The sequence below is a fragment of the Psychrobacillus sp. NEAU-3TGS genome, assembly GCF_029955155.1.
Classification (GTDB): domain Bacteria; phylum Bacillota; class Bacilli; order Bacillales_A; family Planococcaceae; genus Psychrobacillus.
In genome coordinates this window covers 1-13436 of the sequence record NZ_JAPNOZ010000006.1, presented here as the reverse complement: position 1 = coordinate 13436, position 13436 = coordinate 1, and the positions used below count along the sequence as shown (strand labels likewise).

Annotated in this window: 11 protein-coding genes and 1 pseudogene; 7 read left to right on the top strand and 5 right to left on the bottom strand. The window is 36.8% G+C overall.

Features of this window, described 5'->3' with window-relative positions; all coding sequences use genetic code 11:
* Positions 1-78: 78 nt before the first annotated feature.
* Positions 79-1416, bottom strand: a complete 1338-nt coding sequence (locus OR571_RS04810; protein ID WP_282241720.1) for a sodium-dependent transporter — start codon at positions 1414-1416, stop codon at positions 79-81.
* Between the two features lie 130 nt (positions 1417-1546).
* Between OR571_RS04810 and OR571_RS04805 the strand changes: the two genes are divergently transcribed.
* The 3 genes from OR571_RS04805 to yugI all read left to right on the top strand — a co-directional run bounded on the left by OR571_RS04805 (position 1547) and on the right by yugI (position 4165).
* Positions 1547-2104: an RNA polymerase sigma factor gene (locus tag OR571_RS04805; protein WP_282241719.1), complete on the top strand. Its 558-nt coding sequence runs from the start codon at positions 1547-1549 to the stop codon at positions 2102-2104.
* Complete coding sequence (locus OR571_RS04800; protein WP_282241718.1) at positions 2094-3716, top strand: hypothetical protein; 1623 nt, start codon at positions 2094-2096, stop codon at positions 3714-3716. The genes OR571_RS04805 and OR571_RS04800 overlap by 11 nt, the downstream gene beginning before the upstream one ends.
* Before the next feature lie 77 nt (positions 3717-3793).
* The gene (gene yugI / locus OR571_RS04795; protein ID WP_282241717.1) at positions 3794-4165 is read left to right on the top strand and encodes a S1 domain-containing post-transcriptional regulator GSP13; all 372 of its coding nucleotides are present in this window, start codon (positions 3794-3796) and stop codon (positions 4163-4165) included.
* 31 nt (positions 4166-4196) lie between these two features.
* On the opposite strand, the gene OR571_RS04790 is transcribed toward yugI, so the two are convergent.
* A complete protein-coding gene (locus OR571_RS04790; protein ID WP_348775018.1) occupies positions 4197-5078 on the bottom strand; it encodes an AAA-type ATPase lid domain-containing protein in 882 nt (293 codons plus the stop codon).
* Between the two features lie 124 nt (positions 5079-5202).
* Positions 5203-5517 carry a PAS domain S-box protein gene (locus OR571_RS22755; RefSeq protein ID WP_348775017.1) on the bottom strand — a complete coding sequence of 105 codons (315 nt, stop codon included), beginning with the start codon at positions 5515-5517 and terminating at the stop codon, positions 5203-5205.
* A gap of 136 nt (positions 5518-5653) precedes the next feature.
* Between OR571_RS22755 and pruA the strand changes: the two genes are divergently transcribed.
* The 4 genes and pseudogenes from pruA (at position 5654) to OR571_RS04770 (ending at position 11142) form a co-directional block, all read left to right on the top strand.
* The gene (gene pruA, locus OR571_RS04785; protein WP_282241716.1) at positions 5654-7198 is read left to right on the top strand and encodes an L-glutamate gamma-semialdehyde dehydrogenase; all 1545 of its coding nucleotides are present in this window, start codon (positions 5654-5656) and stop codon (positions 7196-7198) included.
* 179 nt (positions 7199-7377) lie between these two features.
* Positions 7378-8574, top strand: a complete 1197-nt coding sequence (locus OR571_RS04780) for an ornithine--oxo-acid transaminase (protein WP_282241714.1) — start codon at positions 7378-7380, stop codon at positions 8572-8574.
* 79 nt (positions 8575-8653) lie between these two features.
* Positions 8654-9897: pseudogene (locus tag OR571_RS04775) on the top strand (Glu/Leu/Phe/Val family dehydrogenase).
* Between the two features lie 81 nt (positions 9898-9978).
* Positions 9979-11142: an iron-containing alcohol dehydrogenase gene (locus tag OR571_RS04770; protein WP_282241713.1), complete on the top strand. Its 1164-nt coding sequence runs from the start codon at positions 9979-9981 to the stop codon at positions 11140-11142.
* Positions 11143-11217: 75 nt separating this feature from the next.
* Here the strand turns inward: OR571_RS04770 and OR571_RS04765 are convergent, their stop codons facing one another.
* The gene (locus OR571_RS04765; protein WP_282241712.1) at positions 11218-12207 is read right to left on the bottom strand and encodes a cation diffusion facilitator family transporter; all 990 of its coding nucleotides are present in this window, start codon (positions 12205-12207) and stop codon (positions 11218-11220) included.
* A gap of 17 nt (positions 12208-12224) precedes the next feature.
* Positions 12225-12944, bottom strand: coding sequence for an MgtC/SapB family protein (locus tag OR571_RS04760; RefSeq protein ID WP_282241711.1), 720 nt, complete (start codon positions 12942-12944; stop codon positions 12225-12227).
* Between the last annotated feature and the right edge of the window lie 492 nt (positions 12945-13436).

Below are 13436 nucleotides of genomic sequence, written 5' to 3'. Positions count from 1 at the left end.
TGTGACCCACATCGTGTGGGACATAACTAACAATAAGTGGGGGATGAAGACCCCCCCACTTATTGTAGTTTCACTTTATTACAAAAACAATTTAATGATTCCTTGCACAAAAATAATAATGATTGCGATAGGAGCAGCAAAACGAACGATAAAATACCATGTACTAAACAAGGAATGTCCTAACTTTAACTCATTGGAAAGTTCTTCCTTCGTTAATTGATAACCAGCAAATAAGGATATGAAAAATGCACCTAAAGGTAATCCAAAACTGCTGGTGATAAAATCTGCAAAGTCAAAAACAGTCATTCCAATAATATGTAGATCAGAAAGTACTCCAAAAGATAATGCGCTTGGAATTCCTACTAAGAAGATAATTATGCCGTAAATCCAAGAGGCTTTTCTACGGCGGTCATAATTAGAACGAATTCCAATAGATACAGATATTTCCAACATCGAGATAGACGATGTCAGAGTAGCGAAAAGCAGTAAGATAAAGAAAATAATCATAAAAAATGCACCGAAAGGTATTTGTTCAAATACTGCAGGTAAGATAATGAATGCCAAACCAGGTCCTTGATCGGGAGTGTACCCTAGTGCGAAAACAGCAGGGAATATAACAAGTCCAGCTAATATGGAAACTCCGATATTCATCAGGGATACATTTAACGCAGAACTTCCTAGTTTTTCTTCTTTTGATAAATAAGAAGCATATGTAATCATCACGGCTACTCCAACGCTTAGAGAGAAGAAAGCTTGTCCCAGTGCCAGCAGAATTGTTTTTCCGTTAAAATAAGACCAATCTGGGACAAACAAAAATTTAATCCCTTCCATTGCGCCATCAAGTGTTAATGATCGTATGACAAGTGCGATAAAGAAGACAAATAAAAGAGGCATCATCCACTTACTAGCACGTTCAATACCGCCTTTGATACCGCCTTGCACAATCCAGATGGTTAAAAGCATAAATGCTCCTTGTGCAATGATTACTTCCCAAGGATTTTGGATAATAGAACCAAATAACTCACCGAAGTAATTTTCGCTTCCACCTTTCAGTTTAAAAAATATAGCTCGGACTAAATAACTTAAGATCCATCCGCCTACAACGCTATAAAAGGATAAAATAATAGATGAAAATATTAATCCGGACCAACCTAACAGATACCATGGTTTTCCTGGAGCTTGTTTTTTGAAAGAAGTGACAGGGTCTGCTTGTCCACGTCTTCCGATTACAAATTCTGCAAGTAAAATAGGAAGACCAATTAAAAGTGTACTAATAATGAAAAGTATAAGAAAGACACTACCACCATTAGTTCCTGCCATATACGGAAACTTCCAAATAGCCCCTAAGCCGATTGCACTTCCGGCCGCAGCTAGTATAAATCCAATTTTCGATCCGAAACGATCTCTTTTTGCCAAAAATAACTCCTCCTTCAGGTAGAACGGTCTTATTGTACACGAGGTTAAAGAGAAAATGTAGACTTATTTTGAAACATTCTAGAATTATCTTTCGTATCACCTATACAACAAGAGAGAGTGAGGGGGAGCAATGCATAATAGTGGAATGATTGAGCGTGCGCAAAAAGGAGATAAAAAAGCATATGCGGAGCTAATTCAAATACATCATCGAACGGTAGAAAAGTTTGCTTATCAATGCGGAGTAAAAGCAAATGATTTACCAGATGTTACACAAGAAGTATTTGTTAAGCTATATCGTTTTTTGCCTCAATTTAAGCATGAACGTTTTACGACGTGGTTATACAAAATAACATTAAACGCAACAAGGGATTATTACCGTAAGGAAACAAGAGAAAAGGCGAAAGAAGAAAAACTGACGCGTAATGTAACTACATCCTATTGCACAAAATCAGCAGAAGATAGAATTTTAGTATTTGAAGAAGATCAAGAATTACATAAAGCAATTCAATCGTTAGATGAGAAATATCGACACCCAATCATCCTTTTCTATTTTCATGAATTATCCTATGTACAAATAAGTGAAGTACTAAATGTTCCAATTTCCACGATTAAAATAAGGTTACTTCGAGCAAAAGGTCATTTGAAAACTGCACTAGAAATGAACGGAGGTACTGAGCATGGACGATAAACGATTAGAAGAACGTTTGCATTTATTGAAAGATTCATATGAGCGAATCCCATCGGAAATGGATGTAGATGCCATATTGAACAAAATAGAGGAAGCACCGCAAGTAAATGAAAAGAAAAACAAAGGAACGAAATGGCAACGAGTAACAGTTTGGGCTGTGAGTATCGCTAGTGTTTTTATCATCGGAGTGTTAAGTGCAGATTATTTGGAAGGTGGAGGGATAAAAAATAGTCAAAACAAGCAAGAAGAACTGGAGCGAACGGATGATTTGATAGAATATGCAAAAAGTTTGAAGGATCAATACGAAAAAGAAAGAGAAAAAAGACGTCAAGTACTAGATATACCAGCTAAGGATTTTAAAACACTATCTTTTGTTCAGCAAGCAGATGGGTTTGCATCATCGATAGATTATTTTTCAAAACAAACATATGAATCCAATTATTACACTTCTAAAGATCGATACAAGGAGTTGTTTGAAAAAGCGGTTAATAATATTCATCTACCTTCAGAAATGGTTGGTGATGTATTAAAACAGCAGGAAAAATTAGATGAAGCAAAGACTTCGCAGTTTTTTAATTCCTATTACTCGAAAATTATAGATTTAAAGATTTATTTTAATCAAAAACAAAATGTAACCAAAAAACAAGTTGTTTCGCTTGAAGCGGAAGGTTTATATTTAGAGAATGGAAAATTCCATTTTAATGGGGATGACAATTATCTAGCGCATAAAGCATTTTTAGCTCCCCCTGTTGCAGGATATTTAGAAATGCTTGAGCAGGAACCATATACTTATGCAGGAGAGCTTGTTTATTCCCTAGAAGATTCGGTAGCCGCTATGTTGATGTTTGAGAATAGTTTATTAGAAAGCTTTGATTACTATAGTAATATATCAACGATGAAAGCATATTACACAGAAATCTTTCATGCAGTTGTAAAAGGTACTCAGGATCAATCTATTTATGGTGATGATGGAAAAGTGAAGGAAGAATATCGTCAGTTATGGAAAGCAATGATGTCACAAACCAGCAATTCACCGGTCAATTATATTCTTACTCCAATTGTAAAAGAATTTGAAGCAAGTAATTGGAGGAAATCTGATAGTTGGGAAAGCCTCAATTATGGAGATGTCGATGATGCACTTCATTTAGCAATCAATGGAGACTTAGGACAATTTATAGAAAATCCGCCATCTGGAAAAAACGAAACATCTGTGGATGACAATTTTGTTCAAAGAGTTCATGCGTTATATAAGTTATTCGCAGGGACTCATGATCAAACAGTTTTAAAAGATGCTAAACCAGAAGAAATAGTTGGGCTATATTATTACTGTGCTCAACTAGGTGATAAAGAAACGAAATATGAACTGTATATTAAAGATGATCAGTATCAACAAATTCCAAAAGAAGAATATATGAAGGCTCCGCATCAAAAGATAACAGATTTTCGCAAGGAGTTTTCTTCGCTACATTTTGAACAACGTTCTGATAAAGAGGGGTATGTAGTATTAACGCTTCATCCTGACCGTACTCTTTACATGCACGACGAAGTAATTGGTTTTGCGGTGATCCACACAGAAAACGGTTGGCGAGCTGCATTCATGCCCACTCAGTGATTTTTGCTAGTCGGTATACCGATATGTTATAATTTACCGTGACTATAACGTATATAAAGAAAGTAGGAACGGGTATTATGACAAAAATTTATAAGGTAGGAGATGTGGTCACGGGCAAAGTAACGGGTATTCAGCCTTACGGAGCATTCGTTGGTTTAGATGAACATACACAAGGACTAGTGCATATTTCTGAAATAACCTATGGATACGTGAAAGAAGTTGGGGAGTTTTTAACAGTTGGCGAAGAGGTGGATGTGAAAATTCTTGAAATAGACGACGATGCGGGAAAAATTAGTTTATCCATCCGTGAGCTACAAGAAAAACCAGTCGTTCCTAAAAAAGAAGATAAGCCACGTAAAACACTACAAGCCCGTGTAGATGAACATGACGTGGAAGGCTTTAACACACTAAAAGAAAAACTAGGCGAGTGGATAAAAAAATCTATCTAACTGTTCTTTGGTCAAAAAATGGAAGCAGCTCTTATTGAGGAGTGCTTCCATTTTTTATTTTACGTAATCGATATTGTAAGTTTTGTCTGCTCATTCCTAAAGCTTCCGCTGCCTTTGTCACATTCCCATCATGTTTATCCATCGCTTTTTGTAAGTAATAAGCTTCGGCTTCTCTCAAATACTCATCCAATGGCAGCAAGTCTTTATCCGAAGATATAACAAAGTCCTCTGCTTTTTTCGATGATTCGTTGAAATCTTGTACTTTTAACTTAAAATGTAGAGGCAGCATATCAAATTTCAATATTCTTTCCGTTGTAATCATCGAACTAATCTCATCTAAGAGTAGCTCTAATTCTTTTAGATTTCCTGGCCAGTCATAACTTAATAGGGCTTCTATAACGTCTTCTTCTATTTCTTTAATGGTAGAGCCATACCGATTTAAATACCGATGAAAATAATCTTCTACAAAAGGTAATATATCTTCCGTTCGTTCTCTTAGAGGCGGAATATTAATCGTGACAGTTGTAAAATAATAATACAGTTCCTTGCTTAATTGTTTCTTTGCGATTAGATCGATTGGGTCTAATCCGATACTTGCGATATACAAATTTTTACTATTGCTATTTGCATTTAAAATATCCAACAGCTTAATTTGTAAATCGATGGATAATAAATCGATTCTTTCACAAAATATAGTGCAGTTCGATAGAGATCTAAGCTCTTTTTCAAATTTGTCTATTAAATGTTTATCCGAACTATGACAATACAAGCTGATAAATTGTTCATTCGGAGGGGAAAGCTGATGGTGTATGGCTTCAGCGATTAGGTCTTTCCCAGTGCCGGCTTCTCCGGTAAGTAGTACGGGCATTCGTACATGGGCAGCTTTAATAGATCGTTCCTTTACATCCTTCATAAGTTGAGATGCTGCCGTAATAGTGGAGAGGGTAATCGCTTCATTATACCTTTTTAGAGGCTGGTATATTAGCCGTTCCAATGTTGTAATATCTCGGGAAAATTCAATCGCGCCAATCAGTTTACTATTTCGAAATAGGGTATGTATCGTTGATTGTGGTTATTTCTTGCCCATTTCTATTCCAATACGTTTGTTTCACACGTAAAACTGGTTTTTCACTATGCAATACTTTTAACAAGGTACTTTCTTGTTGCTCAAATTGAAAAAGGTCCAAAATGGATCGGTCGACTACGTCTACTGAATCTAGACCTTCAATTTCTTTCATTTTTTCATTATAAATAATCGTTTTTCCTGTTATATCAACAGCATGAATTCCTACAGATACATGCCCTGTAGCAAACTTGTAAAAAGGGAGAAGCTTACTCAATTGGTCCTTCATCTAGCTCACCTCAAAAATATTTTTAACATTTTAAAATTTAATACTTGAAAAACGCAACAATCTTTTGCATTATTATATATGTAAATGATTTATAAACGCAAATTATTTTTGCACTAACAATTAAAGGAGGATTTACATGTTACCTTATAAACACGAACCATTCACAGACTTCTCCAAAGAAGAAAACAAAAATGCGATTAAAGAAGGATATAAAGTAGTTGAAGCATATTTAGGTGAAGAGTATCCATTAATCGTTGGTGGAGAGCGTATTACTACTGAAGGTAAAATCACTTCTTATAACCCAGCAAAGAAAGAACAAGTGGTAGGGATTGTTTCAAAAGCGACGAGAGACATTGCTTCTAAAGCGATGGACATTGCAGATGAAACATTTAACACATGGAAAAAAGTTAAACCAGAAGTACGTGCAGATGTACTTTTCAAAGCAGCAGCAATTATGCGTCGTCGTAAAGCTGAATTCTCTGCATTATTATCAAAAGAAGCGGGGAAAACATGGGTTGAAGCTGACGTAGAAGCAGCTGAAGCAATCGATTTCTTAGAATATTATGGTCGCCAGATGTTACGTTTAAAAGATGGTGTTCCAGTTGAAAGCCGTCCAGGCGAATATAACCGTTACGACTATATTCCATTAGGAGTAGCAGTAGTTATCTCTCCATGGAACTTCCCATTTGCTATTATGGCTGGTACTACAGTTGCAGCAATGGTTGCTGGTAATACAGTATTATTAAAACCTGCATCGACCACACCAATCGTTTCTTATAAATTTGTAGAAGTATTAGAAGAAGCTGGTATGCCTGCAGGCGTAGTTAACTTCATCCCTGGTTCAGGTGCAGAAATTGGTGACTTCTTAGTTGAGCATCCACGTACCCGTCTAATCAGCTTCACTGGTTCTCGTGATGTTGGTTTAGGAATCGTTGAAAAATCATCTAAATTGGCAGATGGTCAAATTTGGATTAAACGTACGATCCTTGAAATGGGTGGTAAAGATACAATCGTAGTAGATAAAGAAGCAGACTTAGAACTAGCTGCTCAATCTATCGTAAAATCAGCATTCGGTTTTAGTGGTCAAAAATGTTCGGCATGTTCACGTGCTGTAATCGTGGAAGATGTATACGATCAAGTAGTAGAGCGTGTAGAAGAGTTAACAAAAGCATTAACAGTAGGAATTCCTGATAATGATGAGCACTTCGTTGGTCCAGTTATCGATGGTTCTGCATTCAATAAAATTATGGAATACATTGAAATTGGTAAAGGAGAAGGCCGTTTAATAGCTGGTGGTACTGGTGATGATTCAGAAGGTTATTTCATCCAACCAACAGTTATTGCAGACCTTTCTCCAACTGCGCGCATTATGCAAGAAGAAATCTTCGGTCCAGTTGTTGGTCTTACAAAAGCAAAAGATTTCGACGAAGCAATTGAAATTGCAAACAATACGGAATACGGTTTAACGGGTGCAGTTATTACAAATAACCGTATGAACCTGGAAAAAGCACGTGAAGATTTCCATGTAGGTAACCTTTACTTTAACCGTGGATGTACAGGTGCGATCGTAGGATACCAACCGTTTGGTGGATTTAATATGTCTGGTACAGATTCAAAAGCTGGCGGTCCAGATTATATTGTTCTTCATATGCAAGCAAAAACAACTTCTGAAATGCTTTAATACTATATAACACTAAATAGGTAGGCACATCTTTGGTGGGTCTACCTATTTATAAAATAAAAGAGAAAGTAAATACTTTCTTATTTTTATTTAAGTATCGATGGATATACAGTGCTTTGCCTCTTGTGGGCAGACATAGGCGGCTTGCGCTTTTCTAATAAGAAACGGGGGAAATGAAGATGACAAACTCACAACATGTGATTGATCAAACAGATAAATTTGGTGCAAATAACTACAATCCACTTCCAATCGTTATTTCGGAAGCAGAGGGTGTTTGGGTAAAAGATCCAGAGGGTAATAAATATATGGATATGCTTTCTGCATACTCTGCAGTGAACCAAGGGCATCGTCATCCTAAAATTATTCAAGCGTTAAAAGACCAAGCAGATCGTGTTACTTTAACATCTCGCGCATTTCACAATGACCAATTAGGACCATGGTATGAAAAAGTGAGTGAAATTACAGGAAAAGAAATGGTATTGCCAATGAACACTGGAGCAGAAGCGGTAGAAACTGCATTTAAAGCTGCTCGTCGCTGGGCTTATGATGTAAAAGGAGTTGCAGAAGGCCAAGCGGAAGTCATCGCATGTAATGGGAACTTCCATGGTCGTACAATGACAGCAGTATCTCTATCATCGGATCCAGAATATAAACGTGGCTTTGGACCAATGTTACCTGGTATTAACTTAATCCCTTACGGAGACTTAGAAGCACTTAAAGCAGCTATTACACCAAATACTGCGGCATTCTTAATCGAACCTATTCAAGGGGAAGCAGGAATTCTAATTCCACCAGCTGGATTTATGAAAGCAGCATATGAACTATGTAAAGAAAATAATGTGTTGTTTATAGCTGATGAAATTCAAGCAGGTCTTGCGCGTACTGGTAAAATGTTCGCTTGTGAATGGGAAGATGTAAATCCGGATATGTACATCCTAGGTAAAGCACTTGGTGGTGGGGTATTCCCAATTTCATGTGTAGTTGCTGACCGTAGTGTACTTGAGGTATTCAATCCAGGATCTCATGGTTCTACATTTGGAGGAAATCCTTTAGCGTGTGCAGTATCCGTTGCTTCATTAAATGTATTAACGGATGAGAAACTTGCAGAACGTTCATTAGAGCTAGGTGAATACTTCATGAATGCATTAAAAGAAATCCAACATTCTTCTATTAAAGAAGTTCGTGGACGTGGATTGTTTATCGGTATGGAACTGACAGAAGAGGCTCGCCCATATTGCGAGCAGTTAAAAGAACTTGGATTATTATGTAAAGAAACACATGACACGGTGATCCGTTTTGCACCACCTCTAGTGATTTCAAAAGAAGACCTAGATTGGGCAATCGACAAAATAAAAAAAGTATTTAGCAATCAATAAATCATAGACAAATAGGAAGTAATGTATGTTACAATGATTCCGAAGAAATAATTATGAATTAAAGAGGCGAAATAATCAAATGGCTGAAAATTTAAACCTGTTCACATCAACCCAGGCTGTCATTAAAGAGGCACTGCAAAAATTAGGTTATGACGAAGCAATGTATGAGTTACTGAAAGAACCACTTCGCATGATGGAAGTTCGCATTCCAGTAAGAATGGATGATAATACAGTAAAAGTATTTACAGGTTACCGTGCTCAACATAATGATGCAGTTGGACCTACAAAGGGTGGAGTACGTTTCCATCCAGCAGTAACGCAAGAGGAAATGAAAGCACTTTCTATGTGGATGACACTGAAAGCTGGAATCGTTGATCTTCCATATGGTGGAGGTAAAGGTGGAGTAGCTTGTGATCCACGTGAAATGTCCATGGGAGAAATTGAACGATTAAGTCGTGGTTATGTACGTGCAATTGGTCAGATTGTTGGACCAACAAAAGATATTCCAGCTCCAGATGTGTTTACAAACGCACAAATTATGGCATGGATGATGGATGAGTATAGTCGTATGGACCAATTCAACTCACCAGGTTTCATTACTGGTAAACCACTTGTACTTGGCGGATCACAGGGTCGCGATCGTGCTACTGCACAAGGTGTTACTATTGTTATTAATGAAGCTGCAAAAAAACGTAATATCGATATGCAAGGTGCACGTGTAGTTATCCAAGGTTTTGGTAATGCCGGCAGCTTCTTAGCTAAGTTTTTGAGTGATCAAGGTGCAAAAGTTATTGGTATTTCTGATGCTTATGGAGCTTTACATGACCCTAATGGTTTAGATATCGATTATTTATTGGATCGTCGAGATAGCTTTGGTACAGTTACAACACTATTTGAAAATACAATTTCTAACCAAGAACTGTTAGAGTTAGATTGTGATATATTGGTTCCAGCAGCAATTGAGAACCAAATTACTTCAGAAAATGCTCATAATATCAAGGCTACTATTGTAGTAGAGGCGGCGAACGGGCCAACAACTTCCGAAGCTACTAGAATCCTTTATGATAGAGGTATTTTATTAGTTCCTGACGTATTAGCTAGCGCAGGAGGAGTAACGGTTTCTTACTTTGAATGGGTACAAAATAACCAAGGTTATTACTGGACAGAAGACGAAGTAAACGAAAAATTAGTGAAAAAATGGTAGATGCTTTTGAGAATATCTATGAAGTAGCATCAACTCGCAATATCAATATGCGTCTAGCTGCTTACATGGTTGGGGTACGCAGAACAGCAGAAGCATCACGCTTCCGTGGTTGGGTATAATAAGTTAGTCCATAAAAACGCTTGTAAAATACAAGCGGTTTTTATTATCATTAAAGAAGATAAATTAAAGGAGGAAGTTCAATGAATGCATTCTCATTTTATAATCCTGTAAAATTAATATTCGGAAAAGGGCAATTAGCTAAATTAACGAATGAGCTTGTAAATTACGGTCGAAAAGTTCTTGTTGTATATGGCGGAGGTAGTATAAAGAAAAACGGCCTATATGATCAAGTGATGAAAGCTTTAAAAGAAGCGGATATGCAAGTATTTGAGTTATCGGGAGTTGAACCGAATCCTAGACTTTCTACAGCAAAACGCGGAGCAGAAATTTGTAAAACAGAAGGAATTGACGTTGTACTAGCAGTTGGAGGTGGTTCCGTTATCGATTGTACGAAACTAATCGTAGCTGCTGCAAAATATGATGGGGACGCATGGGATTTAGTGACCCGTAAAGCAGTACCAAAAGAAGCGCTTCCATTCGGGACGGTCTTAACATTAGCAGCGACAGGTTCAGAGATGAATTCAGGTTCTGTTATTACCAATGAAGACACACAAGAAAAATACGGATGGGGAAGTCCGCTCGTATTCCCGAAATTTTCAATTTTGGATCCAGTACATACGTTTACAGTTCCTCTGGATCAAACGGTTTACGGTATTGTCGATATGATGTCTCATATGTTTGAACAATATTACAATGAAGCGACAAATACTCCTGTGCATGATGAAATGATTGAAGGTGTCCTTCGTGCTGTGATTGAAACGGCACCGAAGTTAGTGAAGGATTTGGAAAACTATGAGCTGCGAGAAACGATTTTATACGCAGGCACCTTAGGATTGAACAACTTCTTACGAATGGGTTACATCGGAGATTGGGCTAGTCATAATATAGAGCATGCTGTTTCAGCGGTATATGATATTCCTCATGCTGGAGGACTAGCTATCATTTTCCCAAGATGGATGCGCCATAATGTTCATGTAAATCCAGAACGCTTTGCAAAGTTAGCAGAAAAAGTTTTTCAAGTGGACCCAACCGGTAAATCAGCAGAGGAAGTGGCACTAGAAGGAATTGATCGATTAGTATCGTTTTGGTCTTCGCTCGGTGCACCGACGAATTTAGCTGACTATAATATAGATGATTCTCAAATTGATCTAATGGTAGAAAAAGCAATGGTCAACGGAGAATTCGGTAATTTTAACAAGCTGGATGCACAGGATACAAAAGCAATCTTAACTGCATGTCTATAAGAAAAAATGTAAGTATTGGTTTATGCTGAGTAAAAAGATAATATTTAAAAAGAAAACACATGAGGGAGCAACTGCTCAATCATGTGTTTTTAATATTGTATGTTGGTCTCGATGAGTGGTCCACGTTCTAATGCCGTCATCTTCATCGAATGAGATGGTGACATCTGTTACACCTTGCTGATTTAATATAAGTTCTTTCAATACATCATGAATATCATCTACTTTGGCGAACGAAAGAGTTGGATCTATTTCTGCAACTAAATTGACGTGCAAAAATTCACCTTCTTTGATTACTTCTAACTCTTTAATATCTTTTACATTGGGATTTTCGGATATAACATGTGCAATATGTACAAGCATTTGCTCATCTGTTTCTCCTAGAACACCCCTAGCATTGTCTAAAAAGACCTTACCTACTACGTAAAACATCATGACCCCAATAAGGATGGAGGCAATTCCTTCTGCTTGTAGAAATCCTGTAAAATGTGAAATTAATACTGCGATAAATGCAAGAACTCCACCAGATGTAGCTACTAAGTCTTCCATAAAAACGAGTTTCGTCGCAGGCTTTGCCCTATTTAGATTTGCAAAACTCGTCGTAAGTGGTGCAAGGAAGCCGCCTTTTATATTTACTTCGTGCAAAATTTCTTTACCTGCTTTGTATAAAACGGCGAATTCTAAAATAATCGAGATTCCCAAAACGATCAAACTAATAACAAAACCACTAGCAGCAACCGGATGCTGAATATGATGCCATCCTTCTTTAATAGTCTCGTAAGAAAGAATTCCTACTAATAGTACGGCACCTAAACAAACGAGATTAACTAAGCGACCAAATCCATTGGGAAACCTTGGAGTAGGGGCTTTCTTTGATAGGGCAGAACCGATAAATACGAAAAATTGATTCGCCGCATCCCCGATGGAGTGCATCATTTCTGCGAACATGGCTACATTACCAGTTAAGAAGAATGCCCCGGCTTTTAAAGCTGCAATGATAGTATTGACAATTGCAGCAGTTAAAGAAGGCATATTTCCCCCTTTTAGTAACTTAAAAAATCCTTTCATACGAATGACTCCTCCTGTCAGATAGATTCTACTTCCACAGTTTCAATAAATTTCTGTTTTTTGATTGTATTATAGAATTCTACCGTATTTTTTTTAGTGACTATAGACAACCGCAAATCGATTTCATGCTTGATGATATTATTGTCTAAAACTACATCTTTTATCCGAATACTTTCTATATAAAGACCACTAGCTTGAAGAAAATCATATACTTTCGCAATGCTTTCTGTATTTGAAACTATTACAATTAGTGACAATTCTTTTGATCTCAATCTTTTAGGTCCTATTTTCGCCATTAACGGGGGAATTATCTCAATACCGATTAAGACAATACATACACTTAGTGCTGCCTCAAAATAAAATCCTGCACCAACAGCAATACCAATTCCACCTGCGCCCCAAATCATAGCAGCAGTCGTTAAACCAGTAATACTATCGTTACCTCTACGAAGAATAACCCCTGCGCCAAGGAAACCAATACCACTTACAATCTGAGCGGCTAAGCGCAGGGGATCCATTGTTATGTTAATACCTTCATGTGGGTGAGCTTTGTATGCGGATTCAATCGATATGTATGTCAGCAGGCAACTAAATGTAGCGATAACGATGCTAGTTTTTAACCCAACTGGTTTCTTTTTTAGTTCCCTCTCTATACCTATTATTAAACTTAATAATGCCGCAATAGCTAATTTAAATATGATCTCAGCGCTACCGCTTATATCTGGCAACCATTCCATTATGTATTCCCCCTATATTTTTAAAATGATAAGTTGAGTATCTATTATATATATGAGGAAAAATATCGACGTATATCATAATTGATTCTTTAGAGCTTTATTGATATGTAATACCCATTATTAACGGGTTTAATCCTATTTGGATTTTTTCCGCTTTCTTAATCCTTGGGTATTTAAATTAATTAGAATTGAAAGGTTTAGAAGTAGAAATAATAAGATAGAATAAATTTATTGAAGTTTTTTTAGAAAAAGTGTTGCTTTTTATTTATAACCAGGTATATTAATACTTGTCCTTCGGAACGACATTCAAACGATTTGAAATCTTTCAAAAAAATGTTTGACATCTAATCCGAAAGAAGTTATACTAATAAAGTCGTCAAAATGAGACGACAACATGAACATTGAAAACTGAACATGCAAAACGTTAAGAAATATAGCATTTCAGATTAACTTGTTAGTCTGATAGCTAAACAATTATGACATCATTTAATG

Excerpts from the sequence above, each read along its gene's own strand:
- OR571_RS04805 (WP_282241719.1), top strand. The coding sequence starts at position 1,547 with ATGCATAATAGTGGAATGATTGAGCGTGCGCAAAAAGGAGATAAAAAA.
- OR571_RS04800 (WP_282241718.1), top strand. The coding sequence starts at position 2,094 with ATGGACGATAAACGATTAGAAGAACGTTTGCATTTATTGAAAGATTCA.
- yugI (WP_282241717.1), top strand. The coding sequence starts at position 3,794 with ATGACAAAAATTTATAAGGTAGGAGATGTGGTCACGGGCAAAGTAACG.
- OR571_RS04790 (WP_348775018.1), bottom strand. The coding sequence starts at position 5,078 with ATGAAGGATGTAAAGGAACGATCTATTAAAGCTGCCCATGTACGAATG.
- OR571_RS22755 (WP_348775017.1), bottom strand. The coding sequence starts at position 5,517 with ATGAAGGACCAATTGAGTAAGCTTCTCCCTTTTTACAAGTTTGCTACA.
- pruA (WP_282241716.1), top strand. The coding sequence starts at position 5,654 with ATGTTACCTTATAAACACGAACCATTCACAGACTTCTCCAAAGAAGAA.
- OR571_RS04780 (WP_282241714.1), top strand. The coding sequence starts at position 7,378 with ATGACAAACTCACAACATGTGATTGATCAAACAGATAAATTTGGTGCA.
- OR571_RS04770 (WP_282241713.1), top strand. The coding sequence starts at position 9,979 with ATGAATGCATTCTCATTTTATAATCCTGTAAAATTAATATTCGGAAAA.
- OR571_RS04765 (WP_282241712.1), bottom strand. The coding sequence starts at position 12,207 with ATGAAAGGATTTTTTAAGTTACTAAAAGGGGGAAATATGCCTTCTTTA.
- OR571_RS04760 (WP_282241711.1), bottom strand. The coding sequence starts at position 12,944 with ATGGAATGGTTGCCAGATATAAGCGGTAGCGCTGAGATCATATTTAAA.